Origin of the sequence: Candidatus Njordibacter sp. Uisw_039 (genome assembly GCF_047730075.1) — a bacterium.
GTDB lineage: Bacteria > Pseudomonadota > Gammaproteobacteria > Pseudomonadales > Balneatricaceae > Njordibacter.
The window spans coordinates 415,174-436,923 of sequence record NZ_CP159831.1 but is presented as its reverse complement, the minus strand read 5'-3'; the positions used below and the strand labels follow the sequence as shown (position 1 = coordinate 436,923).

20 protein-coding genes are annotated in these 21,750 nt (G+C 45.2%); 2 read left to right on the top strand and 18 right to left on the bottom strand.

Annotated features, from left to right (window positions below; genetic code table 11):
* Positions 1-1,005, bottom strand: a complete 1,005-nt coding sequence (locus ABXT70_RS02055; protein WP_443641525.1) for an adenosine deaminase — start codon at positions 1,003-1,005, stop codon at positions 1-3.
* A gap of 170 nt (positions 1,006-1,175) precedes the next feature.
* Between ABXT70_RS02055 and ABXT70_RS02050 the strand changes: the two genes are divergently transcribed.
* Entirely contained in the window at positions 1,176-1,313 is a 138-nt protein-coding gene (locus tag ABXT70_RS02050; RefSeq protein WP_443641524.1) for a hypothetical protein, read from the top strand.
* Between the two features lie 65 nt (positions 1,314-1,378).
* Here ABXT70_RS02050 and ABXT70_RS02045 read toward each other — a convergent pair whose 3' ends face one another.
* The 6 genes from ABXT70_RS02045 to bioB all read right to left on the bottom strand — a co-directional run bounded on the left by ABXT70_RS02045 (position 1,379) and on the right by bioB (position 7,936).
* Entirely contained in the window at positions 1,379-3,178 is a 1,800-nt protein-coding gene (locus ABXT70_RS02045) for an acyl-CoA dehydrogenase C-terminal domain-containing protein (protein ID WP_443641523.1), read from the bottom strand.
* Between the two features lie 159 nt (positions 3,179-3,337).
* The gene (gene bioD, locus ABXT70_RS02040) at positions 3,338-4,045 is read right to left on the bottom strand and encodes a dethiobiotin synthase (RefSeq protein ID WP_443641522.1); all 708 of its coding nucleotides are present in this window, start codon (positions 4,043-4,045) and stop codon (positions 3,338-3,340) included.
* On the bottom strand, positions 4,042-4,857 hold the full coding sequence (bioC, locus tag ABXT70_RS02035; protein WP_443641521.1) for a malonyl-ACP O-methyltransferase BioC: 816 nt from the start codon (positions 4,855-4,857) through the stop codon (positions 4,042-4,044). The genes bioD and bioC overlap by 4 nt, the downstream gene beginning before the upstream one ends.
* On the bottom strand, positions 4,857-5,642 hold the full coding sequence (locus ABXT70_RS02030; RefSeq protein ID WP_443641520.1) for an alpha/beta fold hydrolase: 786 nt from the start codon (positions 5,640-5,642) through the stop codon (positions 4,857-4,859). Before ABXT70_RS02030 ends, bioC begins: the two co-directional genes overlap by 1 nt.
* Positions 5,643-6,833 carry an 8-amino-7-oxononanoate synthase gene (gene bioF / locus ABXT70_RS02025; RefSeq protein WP_443641519.1) on the bottom strand — a complete coding sequence of 397 codons (1,191 nt, stop codon included), beginning with the start codon at positions 6,831-6,833 and terminating at the stop codon, positions 5,643-5,645.
* Positions 6,833-7,936 (bottom strand): biotin synthase BioB, encoded by a 1,104-nt coding sequence (gene bioB, locus ABXT70_RS02020; RefSeq protein ID WP_443641518.1) that lies wholly within the window; start codon positions 7,934-7,936, stop codon positions 6,833-6,835. Before bioB ends, bioF begins: the two co-directional genes overlap by 1 nt.
* Before the next feature lie 78 nt (positions 7,937-8,014).
* Between bioB and ABXT70_RS02015 the strand changes: the two genes are divergently transcribed.
* Positions 8,015-8,770 carry a ComF family protein gene (locus ABXT70_RS02015; protein ID WP_443641517.1) on the top strand — a complete coding sequence of 252 codons (756 nt, stop codon included), beginning with the start codon at positions 8,015-8,017 and terminating at the stop codon, positions 8,768-8,770.
* 5 nt (positions 8,771-8,775) lie between these two features.
* Here the strand turns inward: ABXT70_RS02015 and csrA are convergent, their stop codons facing one another.
* The 11 genes from csrA to ABXT70_RS01960 all read right to left on the bottom strand — a co-directional run bounded on the left by csrA (position 8,776) and on the right by ABXT70_RS01960 (position 21,746).
* Positions 8,776-8,973, bottom strand: a complete 198-nt coding sequence (gene csrA / locus ABXT70_RS02010; RefSeq protein ID WP_443641516.1) for a carbon storage regulator CsrA — start codon at positions 8,971-8,973, stop codon at positions 8,776-8,778.
* 152 nt (positions 8,974-9,125) lie between these two features.
* Positions 9,126-10,361 (bottom strand): aspartate kinase, encoded by a 1,236-nt coding sequence (locus tag ABXT70_RS02005; protein ID WP_443641515.1) that lies wholly within the window; start codon positions 10,359-10,361, stop codon positions 9,126-9,128.
* A gap of 68 nt (positions 10,362-10,429) precedes the next feature.
* Complete coding sequence (gene alaS, locus ABXT70_RS02000) at positions 10,430-13,066, bottom strand: alanine--tRNA ligase (RefSeq protein WP_443641514.1); 2,637 nt, start codon at positions 13,064-13,066, stop codon at positions 10,430-10,432.
* 127 nt (positions 13,067-13,193) lie between these two features.
* Positions 13,194-13,691 (bottom strand): regulatory protein RecX, encoded by a 498-nt coding sequence (locus tag ABXT70_RS01995; RefSeq protein WP_443641513.1) that lies wholly within the window; start codon positions 13,689-13,691, stop codon positions 13,194-13,196.
* Between the two features lie 24 nt (positions 13,692-13,715).
* On the bottom strand, positions 13,716-14,753 hold the full coding sequence (gene recA, locus ABXT70_RS01990; protein WP_443641512.1) for a recombinase RecA: 1,038 nt from the start codon (positions 14,751-14,753) through the stop codon (positions 13,716-13,718).
* 342 nt (positions 14,754-15,095) lie between these two features.
* Positions 15,096-15,599, bottom strand: coding sequence for a CinA family protein (locus tag ABXT70_RS01985; protein WP_443641511.1), 504 nt, complete (start codon positions 15,597-15,599; stop codon positions 15,096-15,098).
* A 169-nt stretch (positions 15,600-15,768) separates the two neighbouring features.
* Positions 15,769-17,298, bottom strand: coding sequence for a malonate--CoA ligase (locus ABXT70_RS01980; RefSeq protein WP_443641510.1), 1,530 nt, complete (start codon positions 17,296-17,298; stop codon positions 15,769-15,771).
* A gap of 21 nt (positions 17,299-17,319) precedes the next feature.
* Entirely contained in the window at positions 17,320-18,072 is a 753-nt protein-coding gene (locus ABXT70_RS01975; protein ID WP_443641509.1) for a malonyl-CoA decarboxylase domain-containing protein, read from the bottom strand.
* Positions 18,065-19,012 carry a DMT family transporter gene (locus ABXT70_RS01970; RefSeq protein WP_443641508.1) on the bottom strand — a complete coding sequence of 316 codons (948 nt, stop codon included), beginning with the start codon at positions 19,010-19,012 and terminating at the stop codon, positions 18,065-18,067. Before ABXT70_RS01970 ends, ABXT70_RS01975 begins: the two co-directional genes overlap by 8 nt.
* Positions 19,013-19,030: 18 nt before the next feature.
* Positions 19,031-19,795: an alpha/beta fold hydrolase gene (locus ABXT70_RS01965; RefSeq protein WP_443641507.1), complete on the bottom strand. Its 765-nt coding sequence runs from the start codon at positions 19,793-19,795 to the stop codon at positions 19,031-19,033.
* Between the two features lie 307 nt (positions 19,796-20,102).
* Positions 20,103-21,746, bottom strand: coding sequence for a choline dehydrogenase (locus tag ABXT70_RS01960; RefSeq protein ID WP_443641506.1), 1,644 nt, complete (start codon positions 21,744-21,746; stop codon positions 20,103-20,105).
* Positions 21,747-21,750: the final 4 nt, after the last annotated feature.

The window sequence follows — 21,750 nt, the reverse complement described above, 5'->3', positions numbered from 1 at the left end:
TTATTGGTTGTCCACATAAGCTTGCAGCTGTTGATGTAGTTCGTACTTGCGTCCCACACTACAAAAACTCGCATCAATAGCATTGTATGTAAAGTTAGCTAATTCTTTATGACTTAAGGTGTGAGCGGAGGCTACAGCATTGAAATTGTCGTTCATATAACCACCAAAATAAGCTGGATCATCAGCATTAATACCCACACTAACGCCTTGGCGCAGCAAATCAACGATATTGTGCTGATCCATAGAGTCAAAAACTTTTAGCTTGGTATTCGATAACGGACAGATGGTTAAATGCACCTTTTGCTCAACTAGCCTAGCTACCAATTGAGGGTCGTCAACACAACGCACACCATGATCAATACGGCTCACTTGGAGGATATCTAAAGCATCTATGATATTGCTTGATGGCCCTTCTTCTCCAGCATGGGCAACCGTAAGGTAACCTTGTTCACGGGCAGCAGCAAATACTCTGGCAAACTTTTCTGGCGGGTGGCCCACTTCTGAGGAGTCTAGACCTACAGCAACAATTTTTTCTTTCCACAACTGGGCTTGTTGAAGAGTATCAAAGGCACTTAGTTCATCTAAGTGCCGTAAAAAACACAGAATAAGCTGACTGCTAATACCCAATTCCGCCTCAGCCTTGGCCAACGCTTTAGTGAGGCCTTTCATAACTGTGTCAAAACCGATACCTCTAGCGGTATGGGTTTGTGGATCAAAAAACAACTCTGCATGAAGCACATTATCGGCTTTGCAACGTAGCATATAGGCCCAGGTTAAATCATAAAAATCCCGTTCAGTAACTAGGACCTGTGCTCCCTGATAATAGATATCCAAAAACGACTGCAAGTTAGAAAAATCATACGCTGCACGAACTTCATCCGGGTTAGCAAAGGGAATGTCTATATTATTCCGCTGCGCTAGCTCAAACATTAGTTCAGGTTCTAAGCTGCCTTCAATGTGCAAGTGCAGTTCCACTTTTGGCAAGCCAGCAATAAATTGATACAAAATAGGATTCCAATTAGACTGATATAATATAAGCGCAATTCTATCATTAATTACTCACTTCAAGCAGCTTCAGTAACTATATGCTTGCTTTTCAGCTGCCCATAGATTGCTTAAACTGGCGGCAGTAAATAAGCTCCCAAAATCACAATAATAGGCACGAGAAGCAACCCATGAGCTCGACTAAATCACCGCCAAGCAGCTACCCCAAGAACGGTGGCTGGAAGAGAATGTATACCGCTGCTGTATGTGTATCAGTTCTGTTCTTTATTTATGTTTGGGGTGAATTTATTTATCGTGGTTTTGGTTAATCGTTTATAGCTGTGTAAAAAAACTGTTTATATGCCGGCTTTTTTGTTGCTTGTAGCAGATAACACTAGAACCTAAAGTGTTCTTCATCTAAACCTTGCAAAGTGTCCGCACCTGCTAGCATGGTTGTCGCATGAGCTTGAATACGAGGCAATAAACGCACAAAGAAGAAGCGTGCGGTAAATAGTTTGGCGTTGTAGAAATCTGCTTCAGAAGTGTCTCCAACCAAAGCATCTTGCGCTACCTTTGCTGCTCTGGCAAAAAAGTATGCTTGAGTGACATAACCTGAGTACATTAAGTAATCTACCGAGGCTGCGCCTACTTCATTACGATCTTTTACGGCTGCCATACCAACTTTCACAGTGAGTTCGCCCCATTCTTTGTTAGCTGCGATAAGTGGTTTGATAAATTCAGCCATAGCTTCATTTTCAGCTTCTGCCTTACAGAACTGATGAATTTTCTTGGTAAAGGCTTTGAGGCTTTCACCTTGGGTCATCAGCACTTTGCGTCCTAGTAGGTCTAGGGCTTGAATGCCCGTGGTGCCTTCGTAGATGGTAGAAATTCGTGCATCACGAACAATTTGTTCCATGCCGTGCTCGCGGATATAACCATGGCCACCAAAACACTGCATCCCTAAGTTGGCAGACTCTAAACCGGTTTCGGTCATAAAAGCCTTGGCGATAGGAGTTAGCAATGACAGTAGTATCTCGGCTTCTTTCGCCCCATCACTGTTGGCATTGCGCTTAATTGTGTCATTTAACTGTGACAGGTAATAAACCAACATACGTCCGCCTTCCGCAAAAGATTTGGCTGTTAACAGCATTCTACGTACATCTGGATGCACAATGATTGGGTCTGCAGGCTTTTCTGGCGCTATTGGTCCAGTAAGGGAACGCATTTGTAAGCGCTCTTTGGTGTATTCTAAAGCGCCTTGAAACGCACCTTCAGCTGAACATAACCCTTGTGCCGCGGTACCTATTCGGGCGGTATTCATAAAGGTGAACATGCAATTTAAACCTTTGTTAGCTGGGCCAATAAGGTAGCCTGTAGCGCCATCAAAGTTCATCACACAGGTGGCATTCCCATGGATGCCCATTTTATGTTCTAAAGAGCCACACTTAACTTGGTTGCGGTCACCAAGGCTGCCATCTTTATTAACGTCGAATTTAGGTACGATAAACAATGAAATACCCTTGGTGCCTTGAGGTGCATCTGGTAGACGGGCGAGTACAATATGCACAATGTTATCCACCATGTCGTGTTCACCAGCAGATATAAAGATTTTGGTGCCGGTAATGGCGTAGCTGCCATCTGCTTGAGATTCTGCTTTCGTGCGTAACAAGCCTAAGTCTGTTCCACAATGTGATTCAGTCAAACACATAGTACCGGTCCAGCGGCCTTCAACCAATGGCAATAAATATTGCCGCTTCTGCTCTTCGGTACCATGGGCCTCTATGGTGTTCATAGCGCCGTGGCTTAGCCCAGGATACATGCTCCAAGACCAGTTAGCCGTGCCACTTAGTTCATTAATCATAGTGCCTAAAGATTCTGGCAAGCCTTGGCCACCTAAATCTGTGCTGTGGGAAATTGAAGGCCAACCACCCTCTACAAATTGAGCATAAGCTTCTTTAAATCCGGAAGGCGTAGTTACCTCACCATCATTCCAGCTGCACCCTTGTTCATCACCAGCGGCATTGATTGGCGCGAGTACATTTTCAGAAAACTTAGCAGCCTCTTCAAGAATTGCATCAATCATTTCTGCATCAATGTCTTCTCCACCGGGCAAGGTTTGATAGTGATCAGCCATAGCTAAAACTTCGTGCATTACGAATTGAATGTCACGACGCGGGGCTCGGTAATTAGGCATGATGACTCCATTGTTTTATAGCTTGATAGTATTTTTCAAACAACTGTTTGAAAAATACTCTGTTTAATAGCCTCACGTCAATTCCGAGACTTTATAGTCATTAAAATTAGGCAAATAAAAAAGACTGCCAGCATGCTATCTGGTCAGCGTATTAAGGTGTTATTTAAGCAGAGTTTCAAGGTCTAAATAAGCTTGACAAGCTTCAACCCGTTGAGAGGCTACATTAATCTCAGAAAAATTAGGCACCAAACCTAACATAGGAGCCTGAATGCGATGCTGCAAGGTGGTAACATTAGCGTCCAGTTCGTCCATCTGAGGATCGATACAGTTGGCTACCCAACCAGCAAGTTCTAATCCGTCTCTAGTAATTGCCTCTACTGTTAGTAACGTATGGTTAATACAGCCCAAACGCATGCCTACAACTAAGACCACTGGTATAGAGAGGGCTATAGCAAGATCCGCCAAGGTTTCACGTTCATTCACTGGCACCCGCCACCCACCAGCGCCTTCCACAAGAGTGAGATTTGCGCCTTGCATTAACACGCCACTGGTGAAGCCTGCCAGACGACCTACCTGCATACGCTGGCCCTGTTGTTGAGCAGCAATATGGGGCGCGATAGGTGCCATGAAAGCCACAGGATTCACCTGCTCGTAATACAAAGGTAAGGTGCACTGAGCCAACAATTGCTCAGCGTCATCATTTCTTAAACCATCTTTGGTATCGATACACCCAGCTGCCACTGGTTTAACAGCTGCCGTAGTCAGACCCTGGCCGCGGGCTTTTGCTAACAAAGCACAAGCCACCATAGTTTTTCCAGCATCAGTGTCTGTACCCGCTATAAAGTAACGCTTTTTCATCTGCCTCATGTACCCAGCTTGGTTTTAGCCTTTATATAGTAAACTTCGTAAGTGACAGGCAACTGGCCCTCATCATCACGCAAGGATTCGTAGGCTTGCACCATCTTACGCAAACGCCCGACACCCATAAGCCCTTGAGCCGCCTTGGGGTTGTGATTGCTGGCGCCGAGTTGTTTTAAATCCTTTGTGAGCTGCTGTACGGAAAGATATTTAAGTTCAATCATCTCACACTCAATGTCCACTTCTGCAAAGTGGTTTTCGAGCGTATCGCGAAGAGTATCTAACGCCACAAAGTCATTAACGTGTTGATAGTCATCTACTTGGGCCCACGCCCATTTAAGTTGATGTAAGGTTTGGGGGCCAAGGGTAGCACAATGAAAAAAACCATCTTGAGTAAGACAGTTAGCCACGCCAGAAAACACTGCATTAAGATCTTTACACCACTGGATGGCTAAGGAAGAGATCACGAAATTATAGGCCTTAGCACTATCTAACAAAGCATGTGGTAATTGTTGTGCATCACCTAACTGCCAGTTTAGCTTGCTGCTATGGTGTCGGGATTGGGCATAGGCAAGCATGCCTTCAGCAATATCTAACCCAGTCACTTTAGTGACTGCTGCAATATCTGCTAACTGGGCACTAACGTAGCCCGTGCCGCTACCAATATCTAACACTGTGCCAAAGTGAAGGCCGGCGCCTTTGTTTAATAGCTGATCGGCTGCAAGTCGTTGTAAGCCTGCAACCTGATCATAGGTTTTTGCTGCTTGGTTAAAGGCTTGAGCCACTTGCTGCACATCGGGTAAAAACTTCGAGTTAGGCATCACTTGACCACCCCAACATGAAAAAAACGGGCCATCGTGCTGTCGATACCGTCCTCTCCAAGAAAGTAGCCATGGCCACCTGCTACATAATTAACCTGCACATTGTTGGGTAATTCTAATTGATTAACCCATGCACATGGGACCAATTCGTCATCCTCAGCCAGTTGAAGACAACAAGGTTGAGAAATTTGGCAAAAATGTGCCCGCTCGTCCAGTTCTTGCAATAACGTAAGGCCAAAGGCTTTTTTAGCTTGCACAGGCATTAGTCGGATCATTTGGGCCGCCAGCACCTTGGGGTTGGATGAACCCTGTGCCTGTAGGCTGGCAAATCGAAGCAAGGTTTTATTTGCCAGTGTCTGATAGCCTTTTTTAAACTGCATCAACAGATCCCTTGACATTGCTGCTGGCCAATCATCACAAATGATAAATTTAGGATTAACAGCCATTAACATTATGCGCTGTACACGACTATCATTATGGGCCATTCGAATGGCTATTTGCGCGCCTAAGGACCAACCCATTAAGTTATACTGGCTGGGTAAAAGTCGTTTGGTAGCGGCAATCCACTCATCAAGTTGTTCTATACTGTTACGTTCATCTGCCACATAGGTGTCTTGCCCATGTCCGGGCAAATCTAATAGAATTAAATCATAGTTAGACCTCAGCCGTTGCAGCATCTCTTTAGGCCAACAGGTGTTGTCATAACCCCAGCCATGAAGCAATACCAGGGTTGGTTTGTGTGTGTTCAATTTAACGTCTAAAGGATAAATAATTGCATGCGCCATTTAGTCATCCACCGAAGCTAACAAGCCTTGCTGTTGCACCTGAGCTAATGCCTGTAATAGCTGCTGCAGATGACTTTCCGTATGAGCAGCAGACAAGGTAATTCTTAATCGAGCAGTATTTTTAGGGACCGTTGGGGGGCGAATAGCTGTGACCAACAAGCCCATTTCTTTAAGTGCGTGACTCAACTGCAGCGCCACAGCAGATGAACCCACCATAAGTGGCTGAATTGCAGTATCACTCGGCATCAATGGTAACGCTAAGTCTTTTGCCTGCTTTTTAAATACATCAATCAAGTGATCAAGGTGTTGTTGCCGCCAAGCCTCATCCATTAACAACTTTACAGCGGCAAGACTTGCTGCAGCTATGGCGGGAGGCACGGCAGTGGTGTAAATATAATTGCGGGAGAATTGAATTAGACTTTCGATCAATTCGTCACTACCTGCTACAAAAGCGCCATAGCTACCTAGAGCCTTACCTAGGGTTGCCATATAAATCGGGCACTCAAAAGTGGTTAAGCCTTGTGCTAGTGCGCTACCACCACCGTTAGGACCAAGCACACCAAAACCATGGGCATCGTCGATCATCAACCATGCTTGTTGTTCATTACAAAGCTTGCTGAGGGATTTTAGCGGTGCACTATCACCATCCATACTAAATACGGCATCCGTGGCAACCAAATGCCGCCGAGCTTGAGTCTTGCTTAATTGACGCTGTAAGTCGAGCGTATCCTTGTGGCGATAACGCTGGAACTTGGCTGCGCTCAACAGCCCACCATCCAGTAGTGAAGCATGATTCAGGCGATCTTGATAGACCGCGTCTTGGCGGTCTAATAGGCTATTCATCACCCCAATATTGGCCATATACCCACTTGAGAACAATAACGCTCTTGGGCGCTGGGTAACTTTGGCTAAGGTTTCTTCTAGCTCATGATGAAGGTCTGTATGCCCCACCACCAGATGTGAGGCTCCACTACCTAACCCATAGTCTGCACATGCTTTCTGTGCCGCACTAATCAGTTGAGGGTGATTTGCTAAGCCTAAATAATCATTACTACAAAAAGCCAACAACACTTGACCATTTACCTTGAGCTCTGGGGTTTGTGGCCCTGTATGTGAATTTCGGCTGCGGTAAAGGTGATCGAGACGGCACTGATTGAGTTCAGCGCCTAGTGTGTGTTCTAAACTGTGCATTAGAGACTAGCATCAACAAACATTTGCTCCGACTTTGCGTTCTCAATAGCCTGCTCAATTGCACCTCGATGGGCTTCGTCGGAAACATCTTGGCGCTTTTCTGGGCGAATACCTAACTTCACAAATAGCGCTCTATCTTTTTCTGCAGCTGGGTTTTCGGTAGTGAGCAAGCGCTCTCCATAGAAAATTGAATTGGCTCCGGCAAAGAAACACATGGCTTGCATTTGCTCGTTCATTTGTTCCCGGCCAGCAGACAATCGCACGTGGGATTGGGGCATTAATATACGGGCTACTGCTATGGTGCGGATAAAATCAAAGGGCTCAAGGTCTTCGACTTGATCGAGGGGAGTGCCCTCAACTTTGACCAGCATATTGATAGGCACACTTTCTGGGTGCTGGGGCATGTTGACTAATTGCTGTAACAGACCCACACGGTCACGCAGGTTTTCTCCCATACCCACGATGCCACCGGCACAGACTTTCATTCCTACATCACGCACATTGGTTAAAGTATCTAGGCGATCTTGGTAGGTTCTAGTTGTGATAATTGATCCATAAAATTCTGGCGACGTATCAAGGTTATGGTTGTAGTAATCCAAACCTGCTTCAGCCAATTTCTGCGCTTGATCCGGTGCCAACATGCCTAAGGTCATACAGGTTTCAAGACCCATAGCCTTCACTTCCTTAACCATCTCCAAAACGTAAGGCATGTCTTTAGCACGAGGGTTTTTCCAAGCTGCACCCATGCAAAAACGGCTGGCCCCTGCTGCTTTTGCCGCCGCAGCCTCTTCGATGACTTCTTTCACCTTCATTAATCGTTCAACTTCTAAACCCGTATCGTTGTGGACACTTTGCGGACAATACTTACAGTCTTCAGGACAGGCACCAGTCTTTATCGAAAGCAGAGTACTCACCTGTACTTCATTAGGATCAAAGTGGTCACGGTGAATAGCTTGTGCCTTAAATAGAAGGTCGTTCAGCGGTAGGGCGAATAACTGAGTAATTTCATCTACACCCCAATTATGTCGCTGGCCATTATCGAAATGTGGACTAAACTTAGTCTCTGTGTTGATAGAAGACGTTACAGCAGTGGTTGATGTCATGGAATATCCAGCTTTAAAGTTCAGCACATATTAAAAGGTCAACATTTTTAGTCAACCAATTCACTCAATGAGGTTTACATGTGGTCAATTATAAACCAGCTTAGAGGTGCTATTCAACCACCATGCATGCTTTGCGGCGCACACCCCCACCACCACGACAACTTGTGTGGCCCATGCCTTATTGATATTCCATGGACTAAAAATGCCTGCAACAGGTGTGCTGAGTATATCGAATCTAATGGCTTAGATAGTGCTCAGGTATGTGTCAGCTGTATCCAAGAACCACCTCTTTACAGCAAAACGGTGTGCGCTTTTGATTATCTTGTTCCTATTAAAGGTTTAATTAATCAATTCAAACATCAGCGTAATTTCGCCGCTGGACGTCTGTTAACATCCTGCCTTAGCCAAACCGTTTTCGAAATAATGTCGCAACACCAAACTATTACTCCTGATCTACTAATCCCCGTGCCACTACATAGGCGCAGGTTAAGACAAAGAGGGTTCAACCAAGCACAATTTATTGCCACTGGACTGAGTCAGTCATTGAAGTTAAGGATTAATACAAGGTTATGTCAACGCAGTGCGTATCAAGCACCTCAACAAGGCCAATCTCGTCGGCAACGGTTAAACCAAATGACAGGAATTTTTCAGGTATCACAAGCTGGTGTTGACCAGAAGATCAATAATATTGCCATAGTAGATGATGTCATGACAACAGGGGCCACGGCCCAAGCGTTAAGCAACAGTTTGATTAACGCTTGGGATGGTCCCTTAAACATCCAGGTTTGGTGTGTTGCGAGAGCACAACCACCTGATGTTCAGCTTGAGTGGTAAGGAAACTATTCTTCGACAGAGGATCCTGTATCAGAGGCTTTTTCGTCTTGAATACGTTGGTAAATTTCTTCGCGATGAACTGCAACATCACGAGGAGCATTTACACCAATACGAACTTGGTTACCTTTTACACCCAATACGGTGACTGTGACTTCATCACCAACCATTAGAGTTTCACCAACACGTCGAGTCAAAATTAACACATTAAAGCTCCTTCTTATTGGGCCGATAAACCAACCACAGTTGGTTTTCGAACACCTTAATTATTCCTACACAACTTGCTTTGTAGCGATATAAGTAAAACACTGACCTACACCAATGCCATCCTTACCCAATAATCATAAGTGTAAATGTACTAATCTTCAACTGTTCGAGGCTTATCCATCTCAAAAGTTGAGTGTAAGGCGCGTACAGCAAGCTCCAGGTATTTTTCGTCAATAACCACAGAAATCTTTATTTCTGAGGTCGATATCATTTGGATGTTAATGTTTTCTTTTGCAAGACTCTCGAACATACGGCTTGCAACACCAGCGTGAGAACGCATACCCACTCCAACAATGGAGACTTTTACAATTTTTTCACTGCCAATGGCATCCGTTGCATTAAGGCTTTTTGCTATGCCTTTTAAGATACTTAGGGCTTGATCATAATCATTACGATGAACGGTGAAAGTGAAGTCCGTAAGACCCTCAGCACTAACGTTTTGCAAGATCATATCTACTTCTACATTGGCATCACTGATGGGGCCCAAAATCTTAGAGGCAACTCCTGGCACATCTGGTACGCCAGTAATAGTAAGCTTGGCTTCATCGCGGTTAAATGCTATCCCAGAAATAACAGGTTGTTCCATGGTATCTTCACTCTCAGTTGTAATCAGTGTTCCCGGACCTTCGTGAAAACTATGCAGTACACGAAGGGGAACATTATATTTGCCGGCAAATTCAACAGCACGTATTTGTAATACCTTTGAGCCCAAACTGGCCATTTCCAACATTTCTTCAAAGGTAATTTCTGTAATGCGTTGGGCATTGTCTACGACTCTTGGATCGGTGGTATAAACGCCATCCACATCAGTGTATATTTGGCATTCATCGGCTTTAAGCGCCGCCGCCAGCGCTACGCCAGTAGTATCTGAACCGCCACGACCAAGGGTAGTGATGTTACCTTCGTCGTCGACTCCCTGGAACCCTGCTACCACTACCACACGCCCTTTGTTCAAATCACTACGCATATTGTCTACGTCAATATTTTGAATACGGGCTTTGGTATACGATGAGTCTGTCTGTATTTTAACCTGGCCGCCTGTATATGAGCGCGCAGGGCAATCTTTTTCAGCCAAAGCCATACACAGCAATGCTATAGTGACCTGTTCGCCAGTTGATACCAGGACATCCATTTCACGAGGTAAGGGTTTATCCTGTAGTTCATTAGCCATGCCGATTAGGCGATTAGTTTCTCCACTCATTGCGGATACAACCACCACGATATCATGGCCTTTATCTCTAAAACCTTTCACCTTATCTGCTACTTGCTGGATACGCTCTACTGAACCAACAGAAGTTCCACCAAATTTTTGTACGTACAACGCCATGTTAATTTCCTAATCGCTATCTATGTATTTCGCTACTTTAGCTTGCGTTTAAGGGTAACAACCTTATGCTAGCCTAATAATTCTTGCAACCAGACCTGAGCGCTTTTTAAAGCTTCAGGTAGTTGGTCTGCTTGACCACCGCCTTGAGCCATGTCTGGACGACCGCCGCCTTTACCTGACATGCTAGACGCTGTGTGGCGGATTAAATCTCCAGCCTTTACCCTGCTAGTAAGGTCTTGTGTAACACCCGCTACGATGCTGGCTTTTTCACCTTCTGTGACTGCTAGCATTACCACACCAGACCCAAGCTTATTGCGTAACTGATCCATAGCATCGCGCAAGGATTTTGGTTCTACGCCCTCAAGCCGACTAATCAGTACCTTTATGCCGTTGATATCTTGGGCCTGAGAAATCAAATCAGTACCTTGGGATGCCGCCATCTTGACTTTAAGCTGGTCTAGTTCACGCTCTAACTGCCGATTTTTTTCAATTAAGCTCTGCACCTTATCCGCAACCTGTTCACGGCTCGCTCTAACCAGGCCAGAAACTGCTGCCAGAATTTTACCAGTTGAAGCCAACCATTGACTCGCTGCAGCACCCGTTAGCGCTTCTACACGTCGGACGCCCGCAGCAACTCCTGATTCAGAGGTGATAATAAAGGCACCAATATCACCCGTTCGCTCAACGTGGGTTCCGCCACAGAGTTCCAAGGAAAACACATTGGGTGTCTGTTTTATATGAGTTTCTCCAACAGTGCCTACTGTTCCCATTGTGACCACACGAACATCATCACCGTATTTTTCTCCAAATAACGCCATAGCACCAGCTGCTTTAGCATCATCAATGGCCATAGTTTCAACTGTAACAGGGGTATTGTGGCGAATCTCCTGGTTAACCATTGATTCGATAATAACCAACTGCGCCGCAGTAACAGGCTCTGAGTGAGAGAAGTCAAACCTTAAACGTTCGGGGTCCACTAAAGAACCTTTTTGAGTCACATGGTCACCTAATACTCGACGCATAGCCTCATGGAGTATATGGGTAGCTGAATGATTTTTTGCGGAATCGGCCCGCAAAACAGTATCTACACGGGTTTTCACCTCATCGCCTACACTTAGCTCACCGGCAATCAGTTCACCATGGTGAACGAAATGTTGACCTTGTTTGAGCGTATCAGTCACTTCAATACAACCGCCCTGCCACTCGATAACACCATGGTCTCCGGTCTGGCCACCTGATTCAGCATAAAAAGATGTGCTATCCAAAACTAACTGAAGTTTACCCACCTGGCTTACACTGTCGTTTAGTTCGCCGTCGACAATTAATGCCACAACCTTGCCAGTGTGAGTTAGATTGTCGTATCCTTTGAAATTAGTTTGGCCTGTTAGTTCTAACTTGTGACTATAGTCAACACCAAAGCTGCTTGCTGAGCGAGCACGTAATCGTTGCTGCTCCATTGCATCTTCAAAGCCCTCGATGTCCATTTCTAAGTTTTTTTCACGAGCAATGTCTCCCGTAAGATCTGCAGGAAAACCATAGGTATCATATAATTTAAAAATGGTTTCGCCTGAAATCACATTACCCCTTAGCTTACTTAAGTCTTGCTCAAGAATACGCATCCCTTGATCCAAGGTTTTAACAAATTGAAGCTCTTCTTTGACAATGACTTTTTCAATAGTGGTTTGTGCTAGTGCAAGATCCGGATATGCTTCGCCCATTTCCGTAACAAGAGGAGCAACCAGTTGGTTAAAGAAACTCCCCTGCGCTCCCAGCTTATTACCATGTCGAATTGCACGACGCATGATACGACGCAGAACATAGCCGCGACCTTCATTGGATGGCATCACCCCATCCAAAATCAAAAACGATACTGATCGAATGTGGTCAGCAATAACACGTAAAGACTTGTTTTCTAAGTCCTCTGTGCCTAACACTCTGGCAGTAGCCTTTAGTAGGTGTTGAAACAAGTCAATTTCGTAGTTTGAGTGCACGTTTTGCAGAATCGCTGCAATGCGCTCCAACCCCATACCAGTGTCAATCGATTGTTTTGGTAAAGGCGCCATTTGGCCACTGATATCGCGGTTGTATTGCATGAACACCATATTCCAAATCTCTATATAACGGTCACCATCTTCTTCTGGCGTACCTGGAGGGCCACCCCAAATTCCTTCCCCATGATCATAGAATATTTCAGAACAAGGACCGCAAGGACCAGTGTCGCCCATAGACCAGAAGTTGTCTTCGTCTAGCCGCGAAAACCGTTGCTGATTGATGCCGATTTCCTCAAACCAAATTTTTTCCGCTTCCGCGTCACTATGGTGTACCGTAATCCATAATTTTTCTTCTGGCAGGCCGAGCTCAACGGTTAAAAAGTTCCAGGCAAACTTTATCGCATCTTGCTTAAAATAATCGCCAAAGCTGAAGTTGCCAAGCATCTCAAAGAATGTATGGTGACGAGCGGTGTAACCGACGTTCTCTAAATCATTGTGCTTACCACCAGCACGCACACAACGCTGAGACGTAACGGCACGTTTATAGGAACGTTCTTCATCACCTAGAAAAACGTCTTTGAACTGAACCATACCCGCATTGGTAAATAACAAGGTGGCATCATTGCCAGGAACTAGAGAACTACTAGGCACAATTTCGTGTCCTAATTGTTCATAATAATTAAGGAATGCCTGACGGATAGCCGCGATTTTCATGGTCAGTCTCGCTGTTAACACAAAAGCGTAAGTATATACTGAACCACTAATGGCTTTCGACCATTGCAGGCAATTTACATTCTAAATTAGCTGATTATTAAACATTTTTTAGAATAAATGACCAGACTCACGGGCGCTCGTCCAGTTGCGCATCTAAGGCGTAATAAATATGCTCTTGAGCAAAACCACGCTGATACAAATATCGAGCTTGTTTAGCCCTGTCTTGAGGGCTGGTTGCCACAGCCCAACCACAATGCTTACGCTTTTGTTGCAGCGCATTTTTGCGCCAGTCAAATTGCTGTTCCAGCATTTGTTGGTGCACTAAATTGCGGTCCAAGCCGTATTGAACACCCCATTGATAGAGGCGTGATGGACCAAACCCTGCGTTTGCTTTCGACCGAACCAGCACTTCTGAAAAGCGCAGGTCTGATTGCAAACCTTGCCGCTCAAGTTCATCGAGTAGAAACTCTAAATCAACATTCCAGCCCTTTTCTACCGCCTTAAGGTAAAGTTTTCTCTGGAGCTCATCACGGGATTGCTCACGTCGTGCCAATAAACCGATGGCTTTATGGCGCAAAGATGAAATTTGTTTTTCCACACCCGTTAGCACAACCCTCTTTTCCATAACCTAAAAACTTAACTCGGCAATTTAAAACGTCAGTGGCGTTACCACATCGTCAGCCACTTCTTTGGGCTTAGGAATGCTCAAAAGAGCTTCTCTAATTTGTAATTCAATCTCTTCACCGATCTCAGGGTGATCTAATAAATATTGCGCAGCATTGGCTTTACCTTGACCAATCTTATCGCCCTTATAGGCATACCAGGCACCAGCCTTGTCCACCAATTCTTGTTTAACTCCTAGATCAATAATTTCACCCATACGGTAAATGCCCTTACCATATATGATTTGGAATTCTGCTTGTTTAAAAGGCGACGCTACTTTGTTTTTGACAACTTTAACTCGAGTTTCGTTGCCTACAATCTCATCGCCATTTTTTACCGCGCCAATACGACGAATGTCCAAGCGCACAGAAGAATAAAACTTTAATGCGTTGCCGCCGGTGGTGGTTTCTGGACTGCCAAACATCACGCCGATTTTCATGCGGATTTGATTAATGAATATAACCAAACAGTTAGCATTTTTGATGTTGCCTGTGATTTTACGCATGGCTTGGGACAATAAACGAGCCTGAAGTCCTACATGATGATCGCCCATTTCACCTTCAATTTCTGCCTTAGGTGTCAACGCAGCCACAGAATCAATAATGATTACATCAACGGCATTTGAACGCACTAGCATATCGGTAATTTCAAGGGCTTGTTCACCCGTGTCTGGCTGACTGACCAATAAGTCGTCAACGTTAACTCCCAGTTTTTCTGCATAGCTTGGATCTAATGCGTGCTCAGCATCAACAAAAGCGCAGGTCTTACCAATTTTTTGGGCTTCTGCAATCACCTGTAACGTAAGGGTAGTTTTGCCAGAGGATTCAGGGCCATAAATTTCGCAAATACGCCCAAATGGTAATCCACCTATACCTAACGCAATATCTAGGCCAAGGGAACCTGTGGATACGGACGGCATAGCTTCTCTGGGTTGATCACCCATACGCATCACTGCGCCCTTACCAAATTGGCGTTCGATTTGGCCTAGCGCTGCTTCGAGGGCTTTTTGTTTGTTTGCATCCATGGGGTTCACCTTATTTTTTGGCTTAGAGCCTATGCCTTTGGTCTTTTCAAGGTACTGTAATTACATACAGTACCTGTTTGTATGTACAGTATTAAACCATACCTGAGAAAAAGTGCAAGGCTTAATTCATAATTTGTCTAAAAGCTTGTTTTGATGTTAATGATTGGATCGGCTTGATAGGTGTATTGATTAAAACGGTCCACTGTTTTTTGTACCCTGCACCCCCTACTTTAAATCATCTAATGTATTATGATCTGGGCTCAACTTACCCTCATCTACTCTCACATTATGAATGACGATACCCCTAAGGGTTGGTGCTTGTGTGGTCGTAAGCAAGAGATGTCAACATTGATTGACAACACCCTTCAATGCCATTCGCACGGCGGCACTTTGGATTTCTTTTCGCCCACCATCTAAATGATATAACCGACTCGTTAACTTTTGCTCAGGTCCGCACCAAGCTATCCATACACTGCCCACAGGTTTTTCAGTGGTACCGCCATCCGGTCCTGCGACCCCACTCACCGCCACACAAATATCGACCGCCATGGCTTTGCAACCCCCTACCGCCATCGCCTCAACTACTTCTTTGCTCACGGCCCCTTGAACATCAATGGTTTGGGAGTTCACGCCCAGCAAATGTATTTTTAAATGGTTACTGTAACTAATCACACCACCATTAAACCATCTTGAGCTGCCTGAAAGAGAGGTCAGCAAGGCGCCAATGGCGCCACCCGTGCATGACTCGGCAGTGGCCATTGAGAGGCCCTTATCCATCAGAGCATGAGCCACTTCATTGGCTAAAATTAGGTCCTGCTTTGGGTCTATGATCAACTTATTCTGCATTGTTAAAAGCACCATGATTGCGGAAAAGAAATTGGCCTCAGCGACCAATGGGTAACTATGACCTTAGGTACCACCTCAGTGCAAGTTAAAATGACACAATTACATGGGTTTCTATGGGACTGCATAAACGGTCTGTGGTAGACATCCATGACACCATAAATGCCACAGCCTAGGACTTTATAAAATTGTCTTTGTGTCGATCCCTAAGGATATTTTTTAATACCTTACCCATTGTGTTTCTGGGTAATTCATCAACGAAAAATATATTTTTGGGCCGCTTAAAGGCCGCAATTTTTTGCTGCAAAATATTTTTTATGCCATTTTCGTTTTGACTTGTATCGCCTGTCAGCACCACAACCGCCAACACGCCTTCGCCAAAGTCAGGATGGGGGACACCAATGACTGCGGATTCATAAACACCTTCAACATCATCCAGAATGATTTCTATTTCTTTTGGGTAAACGTTATATCCACCAGAGATAATAAGATCTTTTGAACGGCCCACAATGGATAGGTAGTTGTCGCCGTCCATAGTGCCAAGATCGCCTGTAATAAAGAAACCATCTTCACGGAATTCTTGTTTTGTTTTTTCGGGCATTTGCCAATAACCCTTAAACACATTGGGTCCACGAATTTCAACTGATCCAATTTCACCCTGACCAAGTTGTTGGCCACTATCTGCATCGGTAATACGCACCTCAACGCCAGGAAGAGGCATTCCTACGGTACCTGCACGACGCTCACCTTCATAGGGATTTGAGGTATTCATATTTGTTTCTGTCATGCCATAGCGTTCTAAAATTTCGGCACCTGTGACTGCGCTCCATTGCTTATGAGTCTCTGCCAACAAGGGGGCAGAGCCAGAAATAAATAAACGCATAGGGGCCACTGTTTTTGGGGAGAGATTAGGGGACTCTAACAATCTGACATAAAACGTTGGCACGCCCATTAACACTGTGGCCTTACTCATGAGTGATAAAATAGTCTCACTATTAAAGCGGGGCATAAATAACATAGACGCACCTGCACATAAGGTGACGTTAGTCGCCACAAATAGCCCATGGATATGAAATATAGGCAGGGCGTGAATCAATACATCGTGGCGATCAAAATGCCAACATTGTTGCAGTGCTTGGGCGTTGGAGACCAGATTGTCATGGGTGAGCATGGCACCCTTAGAGCGACCCGTTGTGCCAGAGGTATACAAAAAGGCTGCGAGATCATCTTTAGCCCTCGCCACTTCTTTAAAATTCTCAGTATGGGTGGGTAATGCCTCCATAAGTGTGCCTGTGCCATCGCTTGAAAGGGTCAACACTTTGCTAACACCTGCCTGCGCCGCTAAGCCTTCCAAGGTCGGCGCTGTTTCAGGATCACACACAAATATGAAGGGTTTGGCATCAGCCAAAAAGTATTCAAGTTCTGAGGGGGTATAAGCCGTATTAAGTGGCAGGAAAATACCACCTGCCAATATGGTTCCTAAATACAATTGTATCGACTCAATAGATTTCTCTAGCTGCGCCGCCACACAGTCACCAGGACTTAAACCAACCTTTTGCAAAGCGGCAGCATTTTTTTCAGCTGCACTAAACATTTCGCCGTAAGACAGGGTTCTACCATCAAGCATTTCGGCATAGAGGGTTTCATCTCGTCCCACTGACGCGGATCTTAAATGGTGGCCAAGGTGGTTAGTATCATACATTGACAATATCCTATTAAGTTTCTATTTCAAAAGTCGTTGCACAGTCTCTGAACAGATGATCGTTTTTAGATTGGCAAAGGCCTCATGGGGGTGCTCAATGGAACTGAGGTCATATAGATAATTGACCATCACACCCCAAGAGCTTTCCAATCTGCTTTCGCTTGGGTCAGCCTGGCTATTAATTTGCTCAAGACAGACGCCATTGCCTAAGTGAAACCGTGACACATAGTCGAAGGGACTGCTGTCACTCTTTTTAGCCTTGAGAAGATACCAAGCTGTCAATTTTTCAAGTAATCCGCAATCAACTCCAATGGCATCTTTTGAATTATAAAGTGAGCGTGCAGTTTCCTGAAGTGCTATTGACATTTTACTCAGTTTATTTTTCTCGACTTGCTGGCGCACCCAATGACACATTTCTGGTAAGGGAGATAGGGTGACAAATTGACTAAGGTTAGTGAATTCATGACGTAATTCTTCCATCACCTGTTTGATTAAAAAATTACCAAAAGAAATACCTTGAAGTCCTTTTTGACAATTAGAAATTGAATAAAACACAGCCGTAGTGGCTACTGATGGATTGAGGTGCTGCCGTTGTTTGGCGAGAATCGGGGTGATTGCCCGCGGAATATCAGCGGTCATCGCCACTTCAACAAATATTAGTGGTTCAGCACTCAGGGCTGGGGTGTTGTAAAAATCAAAGTAAGGTGATTGCTCAAAACGTCCCACTTTGATGAATACAAGATCGGTCGAGGGATGCCCCTGTGTCTTACTCATCCACTAAGGTGCCTTTTGCCGTGACACCGCCTTGGGTAATTAAATCAGCCTTATTTTTACTGTAGCCAAACAGGACCTCAATAAGCCCAGCCATTACGATTGCCCCTGCACCCACCCATTGCATCAGCACCATGGATTCTTCAGGGATAAGGATGGCCGCACTCACGATGGCGACTATGGCTTCAGTCATGGTCAAGATACCTACGCGCCCTGGGAATAATAATTGTGAGATTCTGAAAATCATAAAAAAGGAGGGTACGAAAATAAACATTGCCCAGAATGCAGCGGCTGGGAGTGCTGTCTTGATGGTCTGTAAATCGGGCATTGGATTAGCAGGCAACAGCTCAGCAGTTAATGCAGAACATAGGGTGGTTGCTAAAAATGTAAATGCCATCAGGGGAAAAATAGGAATCGCAGCCCACCGATTTAGTATGGAGATGCCAATGGCCCAAAATATGCCTGACAAAAGGCTATATAGGTCACCTATATTCAGCGGTTGGTTAGAGGAGTTTGCATTTGATAGTAGTAAAAACAAGCCTAGAAGTGCCACACCAATGGCAATCATTCGGGCTTTGGTTAATGGCTCTGAAAGCCAAAATACGCCTAGTAAAGTAGACCAGATCGGAGTTAAGTAATACAGTAAGGTGGCCCTGGCTACAGTGGTTTCTAACAGACCATTGGCATAGAGGGTGAAGGCTATACCGATTATGAGCCCGGCAAAAATAGTAGGACCCACAAGCCCTTTGAGTTGCTGGTAGTTGAACATGAGCAAGGGCACTAATACCAACAAAGGGCATGCATTAAAGAGGACAACGCTCCATGAAGCTGATACACCTAACTCTTCAATGGTTCTTAAAGGCAACCAATAAAGCCCCCAGACACCCGCGCTTAGGGCGAGGAAGATACTTAAGGTTTTATCAGACGTTTTTTCTAAAAACATGCACTCTATTTTCCTTATTTAGCTTGGCAGTTTAGTGTTAGACAACGCCCCTAGAAACGCCTCTATAGGGGGCAATATCAGTTCAGGGTGATCAAATGTCTGGGCATGATCTAGGCCCATAATGGGCACAAATTGGGCATTTGGTAGCCGTTTAACGCACCTTTCAACCTTAGAAATTCGGCGGTCATTTGTACCCACGTATAGGCAGCACGGCATAGTCATGGTGGGTATAGTTGACTCTAGGGAGTGACGATGATTCATGGCCGCAGCAAGTGCCTGTAAATCATTTGCGACGATCTGAGAGCGACTTTTTGGCGTAATACGAACATCCACAAAGGCCTCCATCGCCTCTATGAACGCATCTTCATCGGTGCCATCAATGTGATCAAAAACGTCCATTGCATCAGTATAAGGATGTGCCCCTCCCAAAATCAATGAGCGAATCCGTGGCGCAGCATACTTTGCTATACCGAAGCCAATCCAACCACCCATTGAGTAGCCCCAATAGTTAGTTGCTCTAATGCCCAGATCATCTAATACGGCGACAACGTCACTGACTCTGAGGGCTAGGGAATAAGACTCTACATCATGGGGTTTATCACTATGTCCATGCCCACGAGCATCCATCAGAATCAGTTGGTAATTTGGTTTAAGCAGTTCAACGTAACCACTTTCGTACCAAACATCTAGGCTTTCTGCACTGCCATGGTGGAGTATGATGGGTTCGCCCTTACCTTCTACTTGGTAATAAATACAGATACCTTGATTATTGGCGTATGGCACTAGTGCACCCTCCCCGATCACACAGGCTAATTGATAACAAAGTTGGCAACCATGCTAATACTAAGGGGTCGCTCAGGTAAACGTCTTTCTTTATTATAGCGCTGGTACCTTTTGGGCCTATTCAAAGGATGTGTAAACCTGCATCTTCTAGCACCCTCAGAGGAATCCAGAATAATCCACCAAACTCCGCCCACATAAAGGCAGGCCAATTTAGCTCGGTTCTCAACGGATATTCTCATGCTCTGTCCTTAGTGCTTAGAATCAAGGTAAATTGGCATATTGCTTGGCTTAATGACTAGTTTTAATGTTATTCAGGTGATGAATGCTGCCATAATTCCAGCTCAATGGGAGACAGTGGTGGCAGGCCAAGAATAGTGTCGCTTAACTTGTCTGCCAACATCAATGTGGGGGCATTGGTATTGCCATTGGTTACCCTTGGCATAATGGAAGCATCGACTACTCGCAAGGCTTTTATACCATGCACCCGCCCACTAGGGTCAACCACAGCACCCATTTTTGGGTCCATACCCATGCGCGCTGTACACGACAAATGCCACTGAGTGGTGGTCTCGCTATTAATGCACTGGTCTATCTCAGCATCACTTTTTAACGCATCACCAGGAAAAATCTCTGCCCCGCGGTATTGGTCTAGAGATGGCTGACGAACTAATTCACGCACCAAGCGAACACCTGAGCGTAAGGCTTCACGATCATGATGGTCGTGCAGATAGTTGGCCAAAATACTAGGCGCTGCTGCTGGATCTGCACTAACCAACTCAATCCTGCCCCGACTGTGCGCTTGCATTAAACCAATATGGATCTGGAAAGCATGTTCGTTGATGGGCTCCCAGGTGGTGTGATCTATGGCCAAGGGTGTGAGTGTCAATTGGAGGTCTGGATAAGCCACATCAGGATGGGAGCGGATACAGCCAACAACGTCAAAATGGTTGCTAGCACAGATACCCTTGCGGCGAGTTACCCACTCCACTCCGGCCATGATCCGTCCGACTAAGGTTAGTTTCGACCACATACTTACAGGCTTTACACATTTAAATTTCATCACAAGATCTGGATGTTCATTTAGGTTCTGTCCCACTCCAGGTAGATCTTCAACCAATAGAATGCCCATATCTGCCAAGTGCGCTTTGGGCCCAATACCTGAGAGCATAAGGAGCTTTGGAGAACCCACCGCGCCAGAACACAAGATCACTTCTTTATTCGCCAAGGCTGTGACACGTTCACCGCGTCGGTTTTTGTATTCGATGCCTGTAGCCACTTTATCACTAATCAATACTCGCTCTACCAAGGCACCGGTTTCAATGGTTAGATTAGATCTGTCACGCGCAGGGTTAAGGTAAGCACGTGTGGTACTCCAGCGTTCCCCATTATAAATTGACTGGTCAAGGGGACCAAAGCCTTCCTGACAATAGCCAACAATATCATCAGTCTGAGGATAACCTGCCTCTACACCCGCTTGCACAAAAGCTGACGACAACGGGTTACTAGGACTTGGACGATGAACTTTCATGGGCCCAGAATCGCCACGGAAGTCACTGCCGCCAGCGTCAAAGTTTTCTAAGCGCTTAAAATAAGGAAGCACATCGGCGTAACCCCACCCTTGGCAACCAGATTCTTTCCAGCCCTCAAAGTCTTGTGCATGACCCCGAATAAAAACCATACCATTAATGCTAGATGATCCACCGAGGACTTTGCCTCGGTCATGGATGATTTGCCGGTTATTTAATTCCGGTTCGGGATCGCCTTTGAAAGTCCAATTGTATTTTGTGCTTTTTAAATTAGCCAACATGGCGGCTGGGATTTTCAGCGACAAGGCACTATCCTTTGGCCCGGCTTCAACAACTAGTACACTATGTTGGCCACTCTCTGATAATCGATTAGCCAGAATACAGCCCGCTGAACCTGCTCCCACGATAATGTAATCAAATTTCATTTCA

Excerpts from the sequence above, each read along its gene's own strand:
- ABXT70_RS02050 (WP_443641524.1), top strand. The coding sequence starts at position 1,176 with ATGAGCTCGACTAAATCACCGCCAAGCAGCTACCCCAAGAACGGTGGC.
- ABXT70_RS02045 (WP_443641523.1), bottom strand. The coding sequence starts at position 3,178 with ATGCCTAATTACCGAGCCCCGCGTCGTGACATTCAATTCGTAATGCAC.
- bioD (WP_443641522.1), bottom strand. The coding sequence starts at position 4,045 with ATGAGGCAGATGAAAAAGCGTTACTTTATAGCGGGTACAGACACTGAT.
- bioC (WP_443641521.1), bottom strand. The coding sequence starts at position 4,857 with ATGCCTAACTCGAAGTTTTTACCCGATGTGCAGCAAGTGGCTCAAGCC.
- ABXT70_RS02030 (WP_443641520.1), bottom strand. The coding sequence starts at position 5,642 with ATGGCGCATGCAATTATTTATCCTTTAGACGTTAAATTGAACACACAC.
- bioF (WP_443641519.1), bottom strand. The coding sequence starts at position 6,833 with ATGCACAGTTTAGAACACACACTAGGCGCTGAACTCAATCAGTGCCGT.
- bioB (WP_443641518.1), bottom strand. The coding sequence starts at position 7,936 with ATGACATCAACCACTGCTGTAACGTCTTCTATCAACACAGAGACTAAG.
- ABXT70_RS02015 (WP_443641517.1), top strand. The coding sequence starts at position 8,015 with ATGTGGTCAATTATAAACCAGCTTAGAGGTGCTATTCAACCACCATGC.
- ABXT70_RS02005 (WP_443641515.1), bottom strand. The coding sequence starts at position 10,361 with ATGGCGTTGTACGTACAAAAATTTGGTGGAACTTCTGTTGGTTCAGTA.
- alaS (WP_443641514.1), bottom strand. The coding sequence starts at position 13,066 with ATGAAAATCGCGGCTATCCGTCAGGCATTCCTTAATTATTATGAACAA.
- ABXT70_RS01995 (WP_443641513.1), bottom strand. The coding sequence starts at position 13,691 with ATGGAAAAGAGGGTTGTGCTAACGGGTGTGGAAAAACAAATTTCATCT.
- recA (WP_443641512.1), bottom strand. The coding sequence starts at position 14,753 with ATGGATGCAAACAAACAAAAAGCCCTCGAAGCAGCGCTAGGCCAAATC.
- ABXT70_RS01985 (WP_443641511.1), bottom strand. The coding sequence starts at position 15,599 with ATGCAGAATAAGTTGATCATAGACCCAAAGCAGGACCTAATTTTAGCC.
- ABXT70_RS01980 (WP_443641510.1), bottom strand. The coding sequence starts at position 17,298 with ATGTATGATACTAACCACCTTGGCCACCATTTAAGATCCGCGTCAGTG.
- ABXT70_RS01975 (WP_443641509.1), bottom strand. The coding sequence starts at position 18,072 with ATGAGTAAGACACAGGGGCATCCCTCGACCGATCTTGTATTCATCAAA.
- ABXT70_RS01970 (WP_443641508.1), bottom strand. The coding sequence starts at position 19,012 with ATGTTTTTAGAAAAAACGTCTGATAAAACCTTAAGTATCTTCCTCGCC.
- ABXT70_RS01960 (WP_443641506.1), bottom strand. The coding sequence starts at position 21,746 with ATGAAATTTGATTACATTATCGTGGGAGCAGGTTCAGCGGGCTGTATT.